The 20823-nt window shown below is 45.7% G+C and carries 20 protein-coding genes and 1 tRNA gene; 10 read left to right on the top strand and 11 right to left on the bottom strand.

The annotated features are described in order from the left end of the window. From QXL29_06555 to QXL29_06535, 5 genes are all read left to right on the top strand, one after another. On the top strand, positions 1 to 276 hold a 276-nt coding region (locus tag QXL29_06555; GenBank protein ID MEM2284253.1), incomplete at its 5' end, for a hypothetical protein. Positions 277 to 322: 46 nt separating this feature from the next. Next, positions 323 to 685 carry a hypothetical protein gene (locus tag QXL29_06550; protein ID MEM2284252.1) on the top strand — a complete coding sequence of 121 codons (363 nt, stop codon included), beginning with the start codon at positions 323 to 325 and terminating at the stop codon, positions 683 to 685. 44 nt (positions 686 to 729) lie between these two features. Further along, the gene (locus QXL29_06545; protein MEM2284251.1) at positions 730 to 2148 is read left to right on the top strand and encodes a type II/IV secretion system ATPase subunit; all 1419 of its coding nucleotides are present in this window, start codon (positions 730 to 732) and stop codon (positions 2146 to 2148) included. Further along, positions 2129 to 3556: a hypothetical protein gene (locus QXL29_06540; GenBank protein MEM2284250.1), complete on the top strand. Its 1428-nt coding sequence runs from the start codon at positions 2129 to 2131 to the stop codon at positions 3554 to 3556. Before QXL29_06545 ends, QXL29_06540 begins: the two co-directional genes overlap by 20 nt. A 162-nt stretch (positions 3557 to 3718) precedes the next feature. Next, entirely contained in the window at positions 3719 to 4693 is a 975-nt protein-coding gene (locus tag QXL29_06535; protein MEM2284249.1) for a hypothetical protein, read from the top strand. Here QXL29_06535 and QXL29_06530 read toward each other — a convergent pair. Beyond that, positions 4649 to 4906, bottom strand: a complete 258-nt coding sequence (locus QXL29_06530) for a hypothetical protein (protein MEM2284248.1) — start codon at positions 4904 to 4906, stop codon at positions 4649 to 4651. The genes QXL29_06535 and QXL29_06530 overlap by 45 nt on opposite strands. A 78-nt stretch (positions 4907 to 4984) precedes the next feature. Between QXL29_06530 and QXL29_06525 the strand changes: the two genes are divergently transcribed. Beyond that, complete coding sequence (locus QXL29_06525; protein ID MEM2284247.1) at positions 4985 to 7612, top strand: ATP-binding protein; 2628 nt, start codon at positions 4985 to 4987, stop codon at positions 7610 to 7612. 18 nt (positions 7613 to 7630) lie between these two features. Here the strand turns inward: QXL29_06525 and QXL29_06520 are convergent, their stop codons facing one another. Next, positions 7631 to 9253 carry a hypothetical protein gene (locus tag QXL29_06520; GenBank protein ID MEM2284246.1) on the bottom strand — a complete coding sequence of 541 codons (1623 nt, stop codon included), beginning with the start codon at positions 9251 to 9253 and terminating at the stop codon, positions 7631 to 7633. Positions 9254 to 9487: 234 nt separating this feature from the next. Between QXL29_06520 and speE the strand changes: the two genes are divergently transcribed. Continuing rightward, the gene (gene speE / locus QXL29_06515) at positions 9488 to 10363 is read left to right on the top strand and encodes a polyamine aminopropyltransferase (protein ID MEM2284245.1); all 876 of its coding nucleotides are present in this window, start codon (positions 9488 to 9490) and stop codon (positions 10361 to 10363) included. Here speE and QXL29_06510 read toward each other — a convergent pair. The 3 genes from QXL29_06510 to pyk are packed head-to-tail and all read right to left on the bottom strand — an operon-like array spanning position 10356 to position 13521. Beyond that, complete coding sequence (locus QXL29_06510) at positions 10356 to 11231, bottom strand: Mrp/NBP35 family ATP-binding protein (GenBank protein MEM2284244.1); 876 nt, start codon at positions 11229 to 11231, stop codon at positions 10356 to 10358. The two genes, speE and QXL29_06510, sit on opposite strands and share 8 nt — an antisense overlap. Positions 11232 to 11285: 54 nt before the next feature. Beyond that, positions 11286 to 12068 (bottom strand): hypothetical protein, encoded by a 783-nt coding sequence (locus QXL29_06505; GenBank protein MEM2284243.1) that lies wholly within the window; start codon positions 12066 to 12068, stop codon positions 11286 to 11288. A gap of 58 nt (positions 12069 to 12126) precedes the next feature. Beyond that, positions 12127 to 13521, bottom strand: coding sequence for a pyruvate kinase (gene pyk, locus QXL29_06500; protein ID MEM2284242.1), 1395 nt, complete (start codon positions 13519 to 13521; stop codon positions 12127 to 12129). 44 nt (positions 13522 to 13565) lie between these two features. Between pyk and QXL29_06495 the strand changes: the two genes are divergently transcribed. Both QXL29_06495 and QXL29_06490 read left to right on the top strand, forming a co-directional pair. Beyond that, a tRNA-Thr gene (locus QXL29_06495) sits at positions 13566 to 13642 on the top strand. Between the two features lie 180 nt (positions 13643 to 13822). Beyond that, positions 13823 to 14884 (top strand): hypothetical protein, encoded by a 1062-nt coding sequence (locus QXL29_06490; protein ID MEM2284241.1) that lies wholly within the window; start codon positions 13823 to 13825, stop codon positions 14882 to 14884. 247 nt (positions 14885 to 15131) lie between these two features. Here the strand turns inward: QXL29_06490 and QXL29_06485 are convergent, their stop codons facing one another. From QXL29_06485 to QXL29_06460, 6 genes are all read right to left on the bottom strand, one after another. Further along, a complete protein-coding gene (locus QXL29_06485) occupies positions 15132 to 15380 on the bottom strand; it encodes a hypothetical protein (protein MEM2284240.1) in 249 nt (82 codons plus the stop codon). Beyond that, on the bottom strand, positions 15358 to 15522 hold the full coding sequence (locus QXL29_06480) for a hypothetical protein (GenBank protein ID MEM2284239.1): 165 nt from the start codon (positions 15520 to 15522) through the stop codon (positions 15358 to 15360). Before QXL29_06480 ends, QXL29_06485 begins: the two co-directional genes overlap by 23 nt. 312 nt (positions 15523 to 15834) lie before the next feature. Continuing rightward, positions 15835 to 16428, bottom strand: a complete 594-nt coding sequence (locus QXL29_06475; protein MEM2284238.1) for a macro domain-containing protein — start codon at positions 16426 to 16428, stop codon at positions 15835 to 15837. After that, on the bottom strand, positions 16413 to 17435 hold the full coding sequence (locus tag QXL29_06470; GenBank protein ID MEM2284237.1) for a hypothetical protein: 1023 nt from the start codon (positions 17433 to 17435) through the stop codon (positions 16413 to 16415). Before QXL29_06470 ends, QXL29_06475 begins: the two co-directional genes overlap by 16 nt. 142 nt (positions 17436 to 17577) lie before the next feature. Then, positions 17578 to 19752 carry a hypothetical protein gene (locus QXL29_06465; protein MEM2284236.1) on the bottom strand — a complete coding sequence of 725 codons (2175 nt, stop codon included), beginning with the start codon at positions 19750 to 19752 and terminating at the stop codon, positions 17578 to 17580. 1 nt (position 19753) lies between these two features. Beyond that, complete coding sequence (locus QXL29_06460; GenBank protein ID MEM2284235.1) at positions 19754 to 20524, bottom strand: hypothetical protein; 771 nt, start codon at positions 20522 to 20524, stop codon at positions 19754 to 19756. 203 nt (positions 20525 to 20727) lie between these two features. Between QXL29_06460 and QXL29_06455 the strand changes: the two genes are divergently transcribed. Then, positions 20728 to 20823 (top strand): DUF1156 domain-containing protein (locus tag QXL29_06455; protein ID MEM2284234.1); only part of this gene is annotated, 96 nt, incomplete at its 3' end.

Below are 20823 nucleotides of genomic sequence, written 5' to 3'. Positions count from 1 at the left end.
AGAGACCTCAGGCTAGAAGGAGTTGACATAACACTCACTGACGGCTCGAGAGTTGCGGGAGTGGCTACTACTACGAACTCACTAGGTACTGTGACTGGTGCTGGAGGAGTGACGGCAGTCTTAAGCCCGCCGCTCTCAGTAGTTATTCCGGGGAAGTCTGAAGTAATGATATACTTAACGATAAACAAACCTGCGTCAGTCCCTGCAGCAGTACATGTCAGGGTTTCCGACGTCGCTACAAGCACCACGCAAGTAATCAAAGCTAGTGGCGGGTAGTAAGTGCTAGAGAAGAAGGTCCCCCCAAGCTGACGAGGTGTTTTTAGTGAAGAAATACTTAATAGCTGTTCTGACTCTACTCTCTATAGTTGCTCTCGCAAGCAACACCGCAAGTTACTTCATCACACAACAAAACACTTACTCGATAGTCGGTGTAGTAACTCTGGAGTGTGTAGTGAGTAATGGAGACCTCACGATAATTCTGGAGAACACTCATGGCAGGGAATTCATGATATGGGGGGTGAAGACCGCGCACAACGAAACACTAGATTTCGTCTTCCCGCAGTCTTTAATGCCTGAGAGTACTGCCCGCCTGACACTGAGTAGTGTTGGAGGGTTGGGTGAGGTGTTAGTACTTCTCGTAGACCCTGAAACTAACGCTTCTTTAGTCATGGCTTGCGTTCCCTGAGTAGAGTCCTTAAAATCACTACTTAGCTTCTTAAGGGGTTTGTAGTGCTTCGCGAGCGCTTGAGAATCTTCGAGAGAGTTAGGCTGGGTCTCGCGAGGCCTAAACTCGAGGAAAGCGAGGCAAGACTCTCAATCACTAGTGAGATCCCTTCAGGCGATGTCATCGCGGAGTATCAAGTCGGTGCTTACGTCATCAAGTTAATCAAAAATAACTCGAGAATCACATATCACGCTGTCTTAGAAGGAGTCTCTAGAGAATTCTGTGCTTTAGTTGAGTCAAGGCTTGAAGACATAGTCTTACTTATTAGGAGGGGTAACAACTTAAGCGATGTTCTTTCTTTAGTGCTCGGCATCTCGCGTGAGGAGGTTCCTGCAGCTGCTTACGTCTTCAAGACACTAACTGGCTACAAGAAGTTGCAGGTGTTGCTCGACGACCCGCACGTCATCGACGTCAGCGTTGAGGGTCCAGGCCCTGTGTGGGTGAGGCACAAGCTAGTCGAGACTCTCGAGCCTCAAGCAGACTTCATCCAGACTAACATCTTCTTGACTTCCTTAGAAGAAGTCACTGAGTTGCAGCAGACGATAGCTTCTAGGTGTTCTACCTACATCTCCGCGAGCAACCCTATAGTAGATACTCAAATGCCTTTGAGAGACGGCGGCCACAGAGTTCATCTAGTGTCGCACATAGTCTCTGCTAAGAGGCCTGAGATAATTATTAGGAAGAAGACTTCAGTACCTCCCCACACGGACGTCTTAGTAGAGCAGGGGGTGCTTCCGAGAGCTGTTGCGGAACTGCTTAAGTTCTTGGTCTTGTCTAGAGGCTCACTAATAGTTGCGGGTCCTCCAGGGTCTGGCAAAACAACACTGATTAGGTCTCTACTACACTCGTACGTCCCCACGGACTGGAAGGTAGTAGTGATTGAAGATACTGGTGAGATAGACCCTCCAGTTAACAGTAGCTGGAGTAGGTACGTGGCTTTCGAGCTAGGTTCTGTGAAGATAGACTTGTTTGACTTAGCTAAAGCTGCTTTAAGGTCTTCAGCCACGAAACTACTCGTGGTAGGCGAGACTAGAGGCTCTGAAGCTCAAGTCCTTGCTCAGTCTCTGCTGGCAGGCTTAGGAGGTATTACGTCGTTCCACGGCGGTAGCCCTGAAGAAGTCGTTACTAGGCTGAGGAGCCAGCCGATAAGCTTGAGTAACTCACAGATAGGTATGTTTAACTTCATAGCAGTCATGAGCTTCTCTGAGAAGCCGAGGAGAGTCTTGAGAGAATTAGCTGAGCTAGTCTACGACTCTTCAGAAGATAAAGTAGTAATTAATAAAGTCTGGGAGAGAACTAGAGACGGTCTTGAAATCACTCTTCAAGAACTCTTCTCAAGGATTAAGAGACTAGACGAGTTAAGGAGTAAGTCTGACTTTAAGTCGAGTCTTGAGGTACTTGAAGATGCTGGAGAAGATTCTTAAGAAGTACCGTAAGTACGTAGTCTTAGTCGACCCGAGGATCAGCAGGTATGTTAGGGCTGAGAAAGAACTCAAGCTAGCTCTAGCGCTGAGTCCGGCTTCCCTAACTCCAGTAATACTCTACTATGTTAGACTGTTAGATGCAGACTTAACACTAGTTGCTTCCTTGAGTGCCTTACTTCTTGTCTCGTCCGCGTTTAGAGTGCTAGAGACACTCACCTCAGTAAGTTCTATTAACAAGAAACTCGATGATGAGTTGCCGTTCGCTGTGCTTACTGCGACAGCCGCGAGCAAGACAGGGCTTGAGTTTATCGAGTTCCTGAAGTTCGTGAGCACGTCAAGAGTCTTCAAGTCTTTCAAGTCTCTTGGTGAGAGGTTTGTTAAGCTTGCTGAGATTGTGGGAGTCGCTGAAGCGCTCACAACACTCTCCAGAATCACTTCAGGAAAGACTAAGTACTTCTTGATCGAGTACTCAGTAGCGCTTAATTCCGGCACTGCTTTAAGCCAGCTCAGAGACTACGCCTCAGACTTCATGAAAACAATATCTTCTCAAATAACTAGATCTATTTCTTTCAGAGTCAACGCGGGAATAACTACTTGCGTCGGGCTAACTATAGGGCCTTTAGTAGCGCTCAGCATAACCTTCCTAGTAGGTGAAGAACTAACTAGCTTCGTAGTGCCTCTCTTAGTGTTGGCGGGTTTCCTAACAACTTCTCTCTTTCCTGACTACCCAGTAGGTCTTCAGGCAGTAATCGACGAGAAATTACTTAAAGTCTTTAGAGCTTCTTACGTTGCTGGAACAGCCTTACTAGTCTTTCCACTACAGCACCTGATTGAGGGGGACGTAGCCGGCTTTACGAGATGTCTCCAGCAAGCTTCAGTAGCTTCTCTAGTTCTCGGATTACTTCCCGCAACCCTACAGTTGAGGGCAGTACTTAACACGGTCGTGGGCAGAGTAGTTAGTAGAGCTTCTAATCACGTGAGAGTCTTCAGGTCTCTCCAACTCTACGAAGATAGGGAGCTTGAAGAAACTCTCAAGAAGCGTGTGAGGTCCTGGCTCATACTCTACTTGAGTGAGGCACTAGCTTTCCTTAAACAACTAGGAGATTGCGACCCTGAAGTATTTGAGGTGTTTGTTAACTTCGTTTACGAAGTTAGGAGGACTTTATGGCAGTATATCGCCGCGCTCACGATAATGACTTCCGTAATCTTCTTAGCCCCCTTCCTGATCGCGTCAACAGCAACTTTAGGGTGTGAGCTAGCCTCACTAACAAACACTCTACTAGTTTCTTACACTTCACTACTCGTTCTCGGGTACAGCGTTTCTAAGATTGTGTTAGGCAAGAACTTATCAACTACATACCCAGCACTCACGACACTGATTTTCACAGTCTTTACTCCTATTAAGTGATGAAGTCATTAACTGAGTTAAGTGTTTTTATATCCAAAGACGTATTATGAGGTTCTTAATCAAGTCTAAATAAAGTTTTCGGGGTTCGCGCGTGAGGCTTTCCTCGCCCGCGTGTTTGTTTAGTATTTTTATTTCCGTTTTACGACATACACTTGACGTAAGATGCCGGAGCAAGACCCAGGCTTCTGGCTCAAAGACCACGAGCCAGTAAGTTTAGGTAACGTAGAGGGTGTTGAGAGACTCTTTTCTAGGATAGGGATTTACGGAGCTACGAGCTTGCTTAGGTTCGTGGTCGGCGAGTGTGATTTGTGTTCTCTCGGCAGGTCTGAAGAGTCTGCTCTAGCAGTTCTTCTAGTGAGGGGTTACAGGACTTTCGACTTAGTTAGGGAGGTCTTCCGTGATAAAGTCTCGTTAGGGAGATTCCACAACGCTTTCAGGCAGTACGTTAAGTGTGCTGACGCTCTCTCAGGGCTGGCCGTGTATGTCTTGTGTCCTTTCTGCTTCTCTGAGAGAGTCGTTGGGTGGGGTTCTGCTAAGAGCAAGAAACTCTTTAAGTGTGTGTCGTGTGGTAGGTACTTCACGAGAACCCCTACCTGGGAGCCCTCTATGCAGTCTTTCTACATACCTGAGGTAGTGAGGACGTACATGAGTTACTACTCGGGTGGCGGCAGATTCAGTAAGGTAGAGAGAGTGAGCAGACTTGTTGCTAGGAGGAAAGCCATAACTTACGCTGAGAAAGTAGCGACGCTCTTCAGACTAGAAACTTCCAGAGACACTGCGAGAATTTCTTCTATAGACTTGAGTAAGGAGAGACTCACTCTAGACCTGAACTTGAGTGTCCCCATAAAAGACTCTATAACTTCAGTAGCTCTCTACAAGTACAAACACTACTTCAAGCCCGAAGACGCTGTCTTGATAGGGAGGAGTGCGTTGCTGGACGCGCACCTCAGCATAGCTAGGGGTAGAGTGAATAGTAGCCCGAGATTCACGGGAGAGTTGAGAGTATTCGTTAGCGGGTTGAGTGAGTTGAGTAGAAAAAGTGTTTTGGTCTTGACTTTCAGGGTTAGGAGACCACTAATAACTACCGTATCGTTAACTCCCGAGGAGTCCTCCTATGAGGACCCACAAGAAAGCTAGTATGACAGCACCTGCGATAGCCCCGCCCAAGTACTTCTTGCCGCCTTCATAATCGCCGGTAGCTATTTTGAAGCCCCCGAAGAGTCCTGCCCCAACAACAGCAACCCAAGCTATCCAGTAAAGCCATGAGAGCATAGTAGTGACGGCGCTCCCTATACCTGGTGGTGGGGTAGGCGTCACAGTAATGGGTACTGCTTGTAGAGACAGACTCAATTTACGTCACCCACATAATCTTCGAGCCCTTTTTAACGACTTTCCTGGTTAGTCTCTCAAGTTTTAAGAGAGTAGCTCTTGTTTGAGGGGTGTGTCACGCTCGTCGAGCTGGTGCCGAGGATTAATTCTCAGAAGCTTGAGTTGAGTGTTTTCGGCCACTCCTTCACTTACTGCTTAATCAGCAACGAGACTAGAGTCTCTGTTTTCCTCGAGACACTGACCTACCCGGCGACACTAAGGGGTTTCTTCGGCGTTTATGAGAGAAGCTATGGAGACCTACTCAAGACTTTTAAGGGTGTTGTGTGGGTTGCTGAGTCTAGACTTAAGCGAAGTAACGAATTATGGTTTTCAGACTTGATTATCTCGGACCTGCCGGGACTCATAAACTCTCTCAGCTTTCCGGGCGGTGTCTGCGTTTCCGTCAGTAGAGACCCTAGAGTAAGGCTTCTCCTCCTCAAGAGGCTCGCCACACTCTCTAAGAAAGCTTCAAAACAAGAGAATCTAACGCTTAAGTTACAGTCTTCTGAGATGCTGAAGAAGATACATAAGTTAGTCTTAGGTAAGGTTCTCGTCCTCGCTGGTAGTAGGGGGGACCTAAAGAACTTGTGTGATTTAGTGAGAGCTTCGTCAACTGTTGAGCTTAAGTGGGTCTTGCGCAGAACAGCAGACCCTGAAGTACTGGCGAGTTTAGTTAAGCCCCCGCGTGTGTGTTTCTGGGATAAGCTCTTAGGTTTTAGGAATAAGACATTACTTAACGAGGAAGTGATTAGTGAGATTATTAAGTTGCCTAACCCCTCACTACATAGAGTAGGCTTTACTAGAGAGTCTCCCTTACCGGCTGTCTCACCTAGCCGGGGAGGACTCAAGACATTCAGGATTGGCGTTCTAGAAGACGGTTCTGAGTTCAGAGTTGGAGTTGATGACCTCTACAGACACGCCTACGTGATAGGCCAGACAGGTTCTGGAAAGACTACGCTACTAAAGCTACTCACTCACAGACTAGCTGAGTTAGGAAGCACCTCATTAGTAGTTATTGACCCGCACGGCGACATGGCTAGAGAACTAGCTGAGGAGATTCCCGAGAGTACCTACTTACACCCGATTAAATCGCCCTTCGCTATCAACCCGCTAGACCTGCCTAAAGCTGAAGACAGAGACCATGCGGTGACGATAGCTGTTGACGTGTTATTAGGTGTTTTTAGGGAGGTTCTCAAGCTCATGGAGACTGCAGTGAATGTCAAGTACTTACTTCAAGTAATACTTAGGACTCTATACTCTAAGTCAGACTCGCCGACGATGGCTAACCTACATGACGTCATCTTAGCTCTTTACGAGGGCGAGCTAGACTTAGACGTCGGCGACCCTGAGTGGGGTAGGCAGTTATCAGCTCTTAGGAGGATGCATGACCAGACATTCATAAGTGCTTTGAGCAGGCTAGAACCCTACGCTAGAGACAAGCTCCTCTTGAAACTCACTTCAAAAACAACTATAAGGTTTGACGAGATTATGAGTCCCGGACACATAACCTTATTCGCGGTGCCTAAGTCAGACCTGGGTGAGAATCTAGCCAGGCTAGTCGCTTCCACGATACTAATGAAGTTGTGGTTTGAGGTCTTGGCGCGTGCAAGACTCGGAATCAAGAGGACGCCTGTCTTCGCTGTCGTAGACGAGTTTCAGTTCGTGTCTGACTTACCTATAATAGACACTGTGCTTAGTGAGGCGCGTAAGTACGGGCTCCACTTAATCATAGCACACCAACACACTAGTCAGTTGCCGCGCAACCTACTCCAGTCAGTGCTGACGAACTGTGCTGTGAAGATAGTCTTTATGGTGGGGGGACATGACGTGAGGAAGCTCTCCTTAATAGACGCTGGATTCACAGAGTCTCTCTCTAAAGTACTGACTAGCTTAACGACGGGTAAGGCAGTAGTGAAGATCGCTGCTAGGCCTGGCGAGCAACAACCACCACCAACTATAGTCTTAATTGATTTCCTGCAACACGTCCCCAAAAGAAAAAACATATGCACGAACGCTTACGACCCGGGAGAACCCAGTAAGACAGACTTGAAGAGCTTGCTCAATCCAGTACTGAAATACGTTGAGGTTCCGAAGCCGCTGAGTCTTCAAGCACTCTACGAGACGTACAAAGCTAGAGAAGTGTCTGTAATTGACTTAGCTACGAGGCTTGGAGCACAGAGGAAAGAAGTTGAGGACGTGATCAGCGAGCTGGCTGCTCGCGGCTTCGTTAGTGTTGAGAGGAGAGGTAATAAGCGTGTCGTGAAGTACGTTAAAGGACTTTTTAAGGGATTAAAGACTGTGGCCCCCAGTACTGAGGGGCTGAGGCTAGCTAAGAAGGTTTTACTGAAGTACTTGTCTAGAGGCTACTACGTAGTTCCAGTAAAGAATGCACCAGGACTTGAGAAACCTGACTTGATAGCTATACCAGTCGATAAGAGTTCTTGGAGGCCCCTATACGCTGAGGCAGTAGCTGTTGAGGTCGAGTCATGTAACGAGTTAGAAACTCATAGAGAGCAAGTCGTGAGGAACTGGATTAAATCAAGTGTTAAAGACTTTAAGGAAGTCCATAGCTGGACCTGGGAAGAATGCTACGAGAAGCTACAGACAATCTACCAGCGACAGCCGGCAGAAGTGAGGGGGAAGGTAAGAGTCTTCAAAGTCGGGAGGAAGAGATCTCAGAGAAGTTGAGGTTTTTGATTAGCTCTACTAGCTACTTTCTTCCGGTGATGAAGTTAGTTTAGGACGCGGTATGCGGACTCTCAACACTTGACTCGCTGTCGAGCTAGCACTACTTAGTGCTCGCGACGGGCTCGCCTGCACGACACTCGCCTGATGCTCTAGTCTGCGCGCGATTCTAAGGCCAGCGACCCACGCGATGCTAGTTAGTGAGCGTCCAACACTTGCTGAGGCCCCAGCTCCCAGCACGCCGAGCACGTTAGGCATAATACCTACCAAAACAGGAAATACTAGAGAGAAAGTTATTTCTTTGGCTGGAGTCATTACGTAGATTATTCTTATGAAAACAGCCGCTATAGGCCCCGCTAAGACTAGCCCAGCCAGCAACGTTAAGAGGTGTTCTGCAGACTTCCTTAAAGCTGGGTGCATCCAGGAAACAGCGATGAGAGGTGATGTCGTCACTAGAGTCAGTATTAGCCAGTACCTAACGTAGACGACTGCCGAGACAACTATCAAGACTATTATTACGAAAGCACCCACCGTGGCTAGAGTCGGCACGAAATACCCGAGGACCACGCCGATTAGAGGGTAAGTAAACACTAGCGCTAGCACGGGGCCTACGTCAAGTCCTGAGATAGTAGTGAGTGTCAAGTAATTCAGTATGTTTATGGTCGCGTTGTATATGTGTGGTGCCAGGAAAGAGAGAGCAACCACCACGACAGCTTCCTTAAAAGACTCTATTAGTTCTCTCCCTGAATCACCCCATACAAACCCCCAAGCAATCCTGAAAGCCAGGAAGAGTCCTACGATACTCACAGAAACTGCGAGAACCCACTGATAGAGCTGGTATAACTCGCTGTTAGGGTTTGTGGGGAAGACAGGAGCTGAAGTCAGCTTGCTTAAGTCTAGTCCTGGAATCACTACCTTCACAGCCGAGACTAGACCGCAGAGGAAGTCGAAAGGCCAGGGAATGCCGCACGTAGCTCCTAAGTTGACTACAGCTATCGGGACTGTGTTGTAGCCCTCAAGCCCTCTCGAGTCAACAGCCTTAACGCCGAGAGGGAATGTCGTGGTTGCGTTGCTCGTGACGTACGTGTGGCTGTACGAGTAGGTCGTGTCAGGAGCTATATCATGTTCTTCTAGGGTGCCGTCACCCCAGTCAATAATTACCGTCACTGAAGACTCGGCAGTCCCTGAAACGCAAACCCCGAGAGTTAGTGTCTCGCCAGACTGAACGTAGGTTGATGAAGGATATAGACTGACCGTCAACGAGCCAGTAGAGCTCAACTCGAGACTGCCCGTAACGGAAGCAGCGAAAAAACCCAAACCAACTATCAAGAGAGCACCTACTAAGTGCCTGCTCCCCTCCTCGAGCCTGCCTATCGACAAGTACGTGGCAGACAAGACTAGAGCAACGCCACTTAACGCGTACAGAACCCACGAGTAAGGTATTGGTGGAGGCACCGGATACAGAGCACTAACTAAACCCCAGCCAAAAACCAAGACTAGAAGACCCAGCAACCCACCACCAACTAGTTTCTTACCTCTATCGAAATCGCCTAAGACGAAAGAAGCTACACCTATTAAGAGACTACTTAAGCAAGCTATGCAAGAAACCCAGAAACCCCAAGAAAGCAGCTCCCAGACATCCACTTAGTCTCCCCAGGAATACGTAGTCGTGTTTTTAAGGAGTTAACAGTAGCTCACGCAGTATTCATAAAACCTTAAAAACTTCTGGTTGCGAATACCTCGCCCCTACTCATCTCCTTTACTTTCGTGATTGCTGCGTCCTTGGGTTCGGCACTCTAAGACGACTGGAATTCTCGTCTCGCGCGCGAGCTTTAATGCTTAAACGTATCTCCTAAAGATATACTCTCGGGTGGTAAAGTGAGTGAGGTTGGGTTAGGGCTAAACGTGATTCAAGGTGTCGGTAACTCTACAGTCATGGTGATGAAGGTTAAGAACGTGTACGTAGCTGCCAAGACTAGATATCAGGAGGTCCAGATAGTAGATCTTGAAGAGTTTGGTAGGGCTTTAGTTCTGGACGGGTACGTGCAGTCTACCGAGGCTGACGAGTTTCTCTATCACGAGTCTTTAGTGCAGCCAGCGATGACTACTCATCCGAACCCGGCTAGGGTTCTAGTCATTGGTGGTGGTGAGGGCGCGACTTTAAGAGAAGTCCTGAAACACAACACAGTTGTTGAGGCTGTTATGGTCGACATAGATGGTGAGTTAGTAGAGTTTGCTAAGAAGTACTTAGAAGTCATGCATAGAGGGTCTTTCAGCGACCCCAGAGCTAAGGTCTTAATAATGGATGGACTCAAGTACGTTGAGGAGGCGCCGCGAAACTACTACGACGTAGTCATTAGTGACCTCACAGACCCTTACGGCCCAGAAATTAGCAGGAAGCTTTACTCTGTGGAATTCTACGCTAAGACTAAGAAGCTGTTGAGGGATGGCGGGGTATTAGTGACTCAAGCAGGCAACTCTTTCTTCTTCCCTGAGGTCTACGAAGAGATAGTGAGTAACTTGAAGAATGTCTTCAAGATAGTGAGAGAGTACTGGACTTGGATACCTTCATTCGGCTATGCCTGCAACTACGTAATAGCTTCAGACGAGCACGACCCCCTAAAGCTAGGGCCTGAGGACGTGGACAAGACTCTCAAGAGTCGGGGCGTGGTAAACAAGTATTATGATGGGCGCCAGCACAGCGCGATGTTCGCTAGCAGGGTAGTCATCGGTTATAAGAAGAAACCTAGTTAGTACTTTTTTCAGTGTCTTCGCTCTTTATTGACTCAAGAATCTCCTTGACTTTCTCAGCTGCCTCAGCGAACGATTTAGTGATAGGTGATTCAGGGTAGGCCAGCACATAGGGTCTGCCCTCATCGTTTGCTTCACCTATTCTCGGGTCTAAAGGTATTTCAGCTAAGAGTGGTATGCCGTACTTGTCTGAGAGTGTCTTGCCAGAACCTTTGCCGAAGACCCTGTACGTCTTTCCTGAGTCAGGGCAGTAGAAAGACGACATGTTTTCTATGATGCCCACAGGCCTCCTGCCCAAACGCTTATAGAAAGTTATTGACCTGCCGACAACGAGGACTGAGACTTCTGAAGGTATTGTGACGAAGACTACGCCGTCTATCTTCGGTATCTCCTGAGCTACGGTTATGGCCTCGTCTCCGGTGCCGGGAGGCATGTCTATGATTAAGAAGTCTAGGTTACCCCACGACACGTCAGTCACGAACTGGAATATAGCTGTAGTCTTTATAGGTCCTCTCCAGATGACTGGAGTGTCGTCATCTTCTAAGAGGAAATCTAGAGACATTACTTTAAGTCCTAAAGGTCCTTGAGCAGGCTGTATGCCGTTAGATAAAGCTATGAGTCTCTGACCTCTAATACCCAGCATTTTAGGAGCTGAAGGTCCGTGAAAGTCTATATCCATTAACCCGACCTCATACCCTAGAATCCTCATAGTTAGTGCCAGGTTTGAAGCAATGAATGACTTCCCCACACCACCCTTACCTGAAGTAATCGCTACCACGTACTTGACGTTCTTGAGTTTCTCTAGCGCTGCCTGCCTACGCTGGTCCATAATGACTGGAGGTACTCTTATGCCTGGACCTCTTCTCTCCACTCACGACACCTCTCTTACTTACTCTTTAACGACGTTAATATAGGTTCAGAGAAACTAGATATGTGCTATGTCAGTAAGCACGAAAGTGAGTTCACCTTTACTTGATGAGAGAACAGCTTTCAGAGGAACTCTAGTTTCTTTGTCTACCCATAAAGTCAGCGTGATCGTGTTGCTCCCGTAACTTATCAAGTACTTGTAGATTTGAGTAGCTCTCACAGCAGTAACTGTCTTGAGTTTCTCGAGAGTCGGTGACGTTATGTTTATTACTGAGAGCGTGGCAGTAACTTCTTCTTCTCCTACGTAAGAGTACGTGTAGGAGGCGTTCCTCTCTTCAAGCCCCTCAATATTTACTAGTATTTCTTCGGGTCTGCTTATCCTCGGCGGTGATAGGGTGCCGTTCCTCTCGAAAAACTGAATACCTAGTTCTCTAAGAATGACTGAAGTGTAGGGGGTTGCCTCGTAGTATGCGAGCAACTCACTCGTGTTTTTGTCGCGTATTACTGTCACGTACATAGTGTCTGATATGGTGGTCGGGGTGTTCAGAGTGTAGGTGCCCCGCACGCGGTACCTGATGAGTAGTGTAGCGTTAGTTAAGTTCTGGGTGAAGAGGGATTCAGTGTCTTTCTTGAGGGTCTCGAAGGGGTCTGGAATCTCTTTAGCTGTCGGCATGCTTAATGTGGGGATTCCGTAGAAAGTCATGTACGTTCCAGCAACTATTAGAGCTATTATGACGCCAACTACTATTATGTCGAGTCTCCTCATCTTAAGAGCTATCGCTCTAGCTTTCTTCTTCTTAACTACCTTACCTACTTCTTTCTTCTTCTGTGCTTTAGACATTTACCTCAACTCGTGAGCTAATTTAGTAATACTTAACTGATTTTAAAGCTTCAACTAACTACTCAACTAGTCTAACCTTAATTACTTGTTCTTTGTCTCTCAAGCCGTAAGTCAAGACTACTAAGTCTCCTTTCTTCAACTCCCCACTACCAACTAAGTTATTATAGAGTTTCTCGAGTCCTTCTACGTAGTTGCTTGCTTCAATTACTTTGACGTTAGCTCCCCAAACTATTGATAGCTTCCTAGCTATTTCTTTCGTCGGTACCCCCACGTAGTAGTGTATTCTGGGGCGTAGTGAAGCCACGGTGAATACTGTTGTTCCCTTCATAGAGTATATCGCAAGCACCCCGCCCAAGTCTTCAGCAAGTTCTGTGACTCCCTTAGCGTACCTCTTCTTCAGTGATTTCTTGAGGTGTTCTGTGGTTCTCTGTGTTGTCGGCTTGTAGAGAGACTCAGCTCTCTCAGCTATCTTCCTCAACCACTTAACTGCCTCGACAGGATACTTACCTACTGCTGTTTCTCCAGTGAGCATCAGAGCGTCAACACCTTCTAAGACTGCGTTAGCAACGTCTGAGACTTCAGCTCTCGTCGGTACTGGGTTGTTAATCATTGATTCTAGGAGTTGCGTAGCTACTACGACTGGCTTCCCAACCTTATGTGAGGTCTCGACGATCGTTTTCTGCAGTATAGGTACTTCCTCAAGACCGAAGTTCATCCCTAAATCCCCCCTAGCTACTAAGACAGCGTCTGAGGCCTCAATAACTTCACTCAAGTTCTTCACTGCTTCTTTAGTCTCTATCTTAGACATGACTAGCGCGCCACACTCGATACTAGATAGGTAGTCTCGCAACTCCTTAACGTCCTCAACACTCCTCACCAAGCTCGCGTCAACGTAGTCTATCCCCTCCCTACACAAGCTCTTCAATGCTTCCACGTCCTCGCTAGTCAGGTACCTCCCCCTAAACTCCCTATCTGGGAAGACTACGTTCTTCCTCTGCCTCAACTCACAAGACGTTAGTGCTTGAGCTCTGAAGCAATCTCCAGAAACCTCAACGATTCTGAACCTAGCCCTACCATCATCCATCACTAGCAAGTCACCAACAGAAACACTCTCGAATACTTCCTCATGCGGGAACGGAATCCTGGGAACCTCTGCTGAAAAACCAGAAACACAGAACTCAACGAAGGAACCCGCAGAAACACTAATCACGCCAGGAAAATCACCTAACCTGAGTGAAGGACCCCTAACATCAACAATAACTGAAGCACACCCACCAACTAGAGACTCAGCATCCCTAACCAGCTTAACCATCTTAACCCAATCACTCAACCCACCGTGAGCCAAGTTAATCCTAAAACCAGAAACACCCTCACGCAACATAGAAGCAACAACATCAAAAGAACTCGAGGAAGGACCTAAAGAAACAACTATCTTAACCCTCAAACACACCACCAAATAAAACATTATAAAACCCTTAAGAAAAACAATAAGGGAGAGCCGCCGTAGCTCAGCCGGGTAGAGCACCGGCCTTGTAAGCCGGGGGTCGCGGGTTCGAATCCCGCCGGCGGCTCCACTCTTTCCTTATTTAATGAAAGGTTTGAGAGCGTGTTTTTCATGTTGTGCAACGCGTTAAGTGTCATGTACGTTATTTTGGTTTTATTTAGTTCCTGTTTTGTTAGTGTGAGCTGAGGTTTGGAACACAGTTTATATATTGTCAATGGAGCATAGGAATTAATGGGTTGGTGAAAAGGAGTTGCCTGGAGTTAAGGTTGTTGTAGGTGTTCTCATCTTGTTGCTTGTTGCTGAAGCTGGTTTCTGCTTCTTCGTTTATGATTCTATGATTAAGACTGTCGCTTTACTCAAGGTTGAGAACGACCGTCTTCGGAGTTGGTTATACTCAAACGCTTCTTTATTGAGGGAGGCCAACGGAAAGTATGCAGATCTCCGAGAAAAGCATGAGAACCTAGTTAGGGAGTATGAGAATCTGAGAGCTTCTTATGAGGCTTTACGAACAGAATATGAGGAACTGCGTTCACGTTACGACGCTCTACGTTCAGACTATTTAAAGCTCGGGAACACGTACGGGTCTATCAACTCTAGAGCTCTCGAGCTGAATTCCACGCTCGCGGAATTAGTTGAGACTCTGACTCTAATGGCTAACATCCCGAAAGCATTCAAGCGTGTGCTGAATCCAACCAGCGTTATGGCGGTCGCTCCCTACGTGAATGATGCTGGAGTTAAGGCGTCAGACCCCTGGTCTTCTTTCGAAAACATCTATAAGTGGATAACCTCTAAAGTCGCGTACGTGAACGACGTTGAGATACCGGTCCCCACATACGTCATGTGCGACGCCAACAGGTTATGCACGTACAGGTTCTCCCTGTTGAGGAACTACGTGCAGGAGCCGAGATTCACGGCCGAGTACGGTCAGGGAGACTGCGACGACCAGGCAGTCCTCGCTTACGCAATGATCAAGTACTACACAATATACGTTCACGGGAAAGAATACCGTGCTTGGCTAGCTCACATAGAGTTCAGTTCCGGGTCCAGCCATCTCGCCGTCTTCATACCTGTCTCTGGAGGTAAGCTAACTATTCTCGACCCTGCTGGCTCATACTTAACGAGGGATTTGTCGGGGCAGATAACTTCTAGACCACCACTTGACGAGCTACAGAAGTACTCAAGTCATTTCAGTAAATTTGGTGGGATAAACTACATAGAAATCTATGAAGTCGACGTACACACAGGTCAATACACGACCCTAATAAAAGGAGACATCAACAAAATAGCATCTTACATCGCATCCACAACCTAAACAACATCAAACCAAATCACAAAACCACGTGATGTTGCATGAAGTCATCAAGTCATGCGGCATCACCACGCATAACCTCAATCAAGAGCCGGAGACCCTAGGGTCGAATCCCGCCAGCAGTTCTACCACGAAGAAACCATCTTAACTACTACATAACTTAAAACCTTCTTAAGACTCTTATCTCACTTGTTTCGTGTTTCACGTTAAGTCTCTAAGCTACATTACAGGAAAGACTAAATAGCTGAATTCAGCTCTTAACTTTCTCAGACGTGATGACGTATTTTGCAATAAGTTCTTCTACTTCCTTCCTAAGGGGGTGTTCTTTGCCATTAAGTGTCTCACAAGAAGATAAGAAGCCTGAAAGTCTTATAGTCTCAATTCTTGCTTCCTCAAGCAACATCACTAGCTTGAAGCGCAGGGAAGCAGCTCTTGACGAGAGCTCGAGTAAGGCTCTTCTAAGAGCGACTTCCTCACTATCCATGAGAACTAGCCTCAACACACTTCTTAAACAACTCCTGCAACTCATAAATCCTGATCAAGTCTCTCTCAACAACTGCTATCCTCTCTTCAAGAATCTTAATCAAATCACTCACCTCACTAATACTCGCCTCAATATCTTGAACACTACGTACACGCACCTCACTTCCTCAATAAAAGACGGGACACAGACATTAAAATCGCTCCTCTCGAAGTTCTTAAGACGAGAATTAGTAAGACTAACTACTGCTATTAAAAACCCATAAGAGGGCTCCCACTTTCAAAGATGCTAACATGATATGGATGTATAGGGGTGACGAAACAACTAAATTTGTAGAGTTGAGTTAATGAAATGATGAGATTTATATTTTGGGGGTTTCCCATACATAAATATAGCGTGAAAATCTGGCGCGAGCAGAGGGATCTGAGAAATCTGTCTTGCTAAGGACTACTTTCTCAGGAGTGTAAAAGCTCTATTTCGTTTTGCTTGATTTTCTCTTTGAATAGTTTAGGTAGACCTCTACGGTAACATCCTCACAGCTACTTAAGTGTTTTTCTATGAGATCTTTTACTGTCCTCCACTTTAGTCCTCCGAGACCGGTGCCAACCTGTGGTAACGCTATCTTGGTTATTCTCCTACCGAGAATACTTGATAAATACTCTATATTGTTGCAGATCCACTTAAGACCTGCTTCGATAATTTTAGGATGACTAGGCAAGTCCCAGTATATTTTTGAGGGGAAGTTTAGTATTAACACTTCCCGCCCTCTAAACATGCCTTTCCATACGTGAGGTTCCCAGCAAGTAAGCTCGATTACGTTAAGCTCCTTTGACTTCTTAGTGATCGTGATAAGAAACTTACCCTCAATTCTAATCCTCCCGCTCCTGCAGGCCTTTCTGTAATCTTCATACATTTCTGGAAAGAGCTTAGCGAACTCTCTAGCAATACCTGCTCCCATAACACCCTTAGTATTTACAGAATTTACTAACACGTCAGCATCACTCTCGAAAATATTTCCGTTCTCTACATATAATATATTTCTCTTCTTTCTTAAGGCAATGGGCATACATATCCACCATTAAAAGTAGCGAGTATTAAATTTATAATGTAGACTACGTGTTTTACCCTGTTTGAATGAAGGGTTTTTCTTAAGCCTATCAACCAAGACTCTATCTGAAGGTCTTTAAGAAGCGTACATATCTTCTCTTCTTTTAAGAAATCTTTAAGGAGCGACTCACAAGTTTCTCTCTCTTTCAAGTCGCGAAGCTTAATAGGCAGACCATAGTGACTTACTATCTTCTTTAAAGAGGTTCTCATCTCGTCCACAGGAGATCGAGAAGACGTTTCACTAACCGTAAGCTCAAAATCTTCAAGCCAACTCAATCCATGATCTGGTTCTGTGCCTGCAAATATGAAAAGAGCCCTTACTTGACTTAATGGTATAGTGTGAAGTATTCCAAGCTCACTCGATAAAAACCACTTCAAGACTTCAGCTAGAGCCAAAGATTCTTTAGCCTCTCTACGTTTGCCGAGAATAGCGTTTTCATAGTTCAACAAGTACACTTGTGACTCTAGTAAACTCTGTACGAAACTGCTCAGGTCTCCGTATATCTCCCTGTATTTGCTAAAAGCCGACCCTAGCATAAAATAATAGTCAGTAGCACTCCTTAATAAGTCTACGACGGGCCTAAACACGAATAAAGCGAATCCACCGTGTTTTTGCCAAGAGTGTATAATGAATCTAAACAAGTAGTTAGGACCGAGCGAGCCATCATTGAATAGATATAGTCTTACGTAATCTTCTAGATTGCAGCTTTTCTTTAAGTCAACGCATGCAGACTTGTAGGAACGCTCTACTCTACTCACGTAAAGGTCTTTTACGACTTTACTGTCTTCGTACATGTCTTTCTCGTCATCATGAATTAACTCAATAGTAGGGTCTTGATAATTTACTCCCTCTTTATCAAGAAGACTCTTAGCTTTAAGACTCTTTGAAATCAAAATTCCGTATAGGTTAGACAAATACGTTACGTGATACGGGTGAACATTCTCGACAATACATCGACTTAACATGAATTAATTCCCTTACATAGAATATGCCTCAAGCAGTATTTAATTTTTAAGCACCTCACCAGCATTTGAGGTCCGCGAGGTAGTGCGGTCAGAACCACTAAACTTGTTCTACAGCTTTAAACTCACGTGTAGATTGAATAACTCATAGTTTTCGCCATACATCTTGAGGGATGTCGACTAGTATGGAGCTCTCTCCAGCGGCTTTCAGGATCCTGTTGATTTTCTTGCATATCTTGTCAGACTTGTGTAGGGGCCAGGGTATTGAAGGAAGCCACGACTTAGATATTGGTGCGTAATAAGTTAGTTTTTGGAGGTATTGAAGAATTATATCGTGGTCGATGCTGCCTGCTATGTTAAATAGTACTGGTCTTATAGTGCCCGCCTCATAGCTCCCTCTGGAGTACGTCGTAGTATTAGCTAAATACCTGGATATCTGGACTCCACCGTTATACGACGGAGCCAGTCTCACAAACAAGTTAGTCTTGGAGAGATTGACGAACTTGTCGTTATATTTGGCTAGTAATCTGGAATATGAGTGAGTCTTGGTAACACTGACTAAGATACAGTCTTTAAGTGTCTCAGACCCTAAGTTCTCTAGAAACGAGTCTAAGCTAGACTTATTCACTATGACTAACAACCTAGGATTCTGACGTAATTCATCTCGGATAACTGAAGTCAGTACGTCTACGTCGCTCTCGGCTAGACGCGAGATCTTCACGTCATAGTCTATACTGCCGTCAGGTTTTATGAGCGTGATAGCTACACCAACATACACGTGACTTCTCTTTAAAGGCACTATAGTTGAGTCTATACCGACTACGCTAATACCTCTTAACTGAGGTGGTGGGCTGGGAGCTGAAGGAACTGCATTGACTCGAACAGCAAAATCTCTTATTATATTCATCAGCTTAAACTTTATTTTGCTGTCGTAACCATCCTCAGTACTTAAATCTATTACGTGTGGGTAGAAGCCTCTCTGAGCGAAGCCTAACTCAAACCGCCCTACTAGATTGCCGTGTTTATCTAGGTCTCTATCGTAGAGTAAGACCACGTACTTCTCGTCGTAACCTCCAGAATATGTTGAGACTATTGCGTCTAGGTCTTCTAAGCTAACTAAGACGTCAGTATATTGCACGTTAAATACTTCGGGGAATCGGTTCTTAAGCCCTTCATATATCTTTTGCGTAGCCTGGAGACACTTATCACTATAGGTCTTTATGTCAGCCTTGAGTTTAACTATGAGGAGTAGCCTACGCCTGCTGGGGTCGTTCTTAAAGGTAGGTTCCCAGTCCCAAAGCTTTTTCAGTTCTTCATTACTGTATGAAATTTCTATAAAGTCCCTAGAAGTTATTGAGAGTAGCTTTTCACGACCTATTTTAACCCTTATGCCGCTGAAGTCTAATCTCTCCAGGTCTAGCTCACTCGCTATATTCTTAACCTTCTCAACTCTTTCTTCTGGAGGAATAACTAGCGAGGGAGTGCTTCCGAAGAGGGAAACGTTCTCTAGTGTACCAACGGGGACTAGGACTTCAGCAGGTAGCGGTAGCACCACACGTTTCTCACTTAAAGGTAGGTTAGGTATCTTACTGCGCAGTATGTTGTTTAACCTGAGGCTTTTGGGGGTGGCTGTAACTACTTCTCGAGTGTTTTTAGGGAAGCTAACTTTTAATCCTTGATAGACACTGATCGCTTCAGCAACCTTACTATATACTTCCTTATAGCTTTCTCTAGCTTCCTCGTTATGGACTATATAGAAAGATGTAGGAGTCCCCTTTATCTTAATAAAAGATATTTCTTTCGCCTGTTCTGGGTATACTTTACTTATGTAGTCAAGTGTTTTGGTGAACTCTATTTTTGATGTTGGGTCTATGAATAGTGCCTTCCTACCAGAGCTCAAGTCATCTACTGTGAGGCGAACAGAGTGCTCATATCTTAAAGCAAGATTGTTTATTAAGGGCTTAGCTTTACTGGGGTCAGGTTTGTATATCTTACTTACGGAACTAACCCACCCTTCCTCTAGGAATCTGAGTCTCACGGCTGACGAGATTAGCCTATTTAGTGTCTTCTCTGAAGGCTTAGCCTCTTCAGCATGATATTCGTAGCCCAACTTACTCTCAAGCAGGCTACTTCTGTCAGTAGTGCAGATTTTTAAACCTGTCGTTCCAGGCTCTTTACTTATAGTGTGTGGTACTCGCTCCTGGTTGAGTAGGTATCTAGCTAAACCCACCTGCTCTTCTGGCACCTTATACACGTATAGGGTGCTGAGGTTCTCTAGAGCAACATCGTAAGCTAAGAGATAGTATTTAGAGGTATTCATTCTACTCCACCTCAATAAGCAGATTATAAGATACCTTATCGCAGTACTCAACATAATTCTTTGACTCAACACATAACACGCAAATAGCGTTGTGAAGTATTGTTAATGTGCCTCTACAGAACCTCCTATCACATTTCGTCTTCCTCAGTTCTGGGAGACCTCTTAAAGACTTACTTGCACGTAGTATTTCAAGACTTTCATCATCAATTAGTGTTGTAAACCAGTACTCAGAAGGTGGTGTCGTGAGGGCGTAAGAGCCTCTCACACCCCACAGTAACCTCCAAGAAGCTTCTGAGACACTCCTTAAGTCGTTAAGGACCCTCTCCTGATCTGTTCTTCCACTAATTAAGTAGTTGACTAAAGTTTCAACCTCCTTCTTCCGCGTAGTGATTTCAAATCTTCTTAACGAGGAACTCAGTTTATTGGCTAGAGGCCTCTCGAGACTTGACTCAAGATCTACGTTATCGCCCGTGACCACTAGCTTTGACACTACCATCCCAGCAATAGGTGCCTGCGAATACATCCTGCTAAAGGCTTGAGAAGCTTTTGAGGAACCTAACTTAACGTATTTTCCGTAGTGTAGGACGTAGAGAACTACCTCATCACCCAAATTCTTCACAGTCTTCAAGCGCGACTCATAATGCTTGAATCTTACCGGAATCTCTTCTAGGAACTTAAGTCTCACCAACCCCACGTACGGCGCCAGAGTGACCCCGACTACACCCCCATAAAAGAACTCCATCGGCAGTGAGTCAAACCATAATTTCTCCATTTAAAACACCCGTTCTTTATTAAGACAACTTTTGTCACGTATTAAACCCACATAATTATGTTGTGACTAAAACTATATAAAGATAAACATGCACTGTGAGTTAAGAGTAGTTTGCTTTCTGTAGTAAATCCTTATATTTTGTTTGCGGAACTATTAAGTTGGGGTCTTGATTGAGTTCTTTCCTTGAGAGTCTTGAGTTTCCTGTGAGTGAGGTTGACGAGGCTTCTCTGAAGGAGAAGAAAGGTGGTGGGAGGCCTGAGTTTTGGGAGATGGTTTTCTGGTGGACTAGGAAGCCCCTC

The sequence above is a fragment of the Zestosphaera sp. genome (assembly GCA_038843015.1).
Taxonomy (GTDB): Archaea; Thermoproteota; Thermoprotei_A; order Sulfolobales; family NBVN01; genus Zestomicrobium.
The sequence above is the reverse complement of the archived record's forward strand: the minus strand, read 5'-3'. Positions and strand labels throughout refer to the sequence as shown.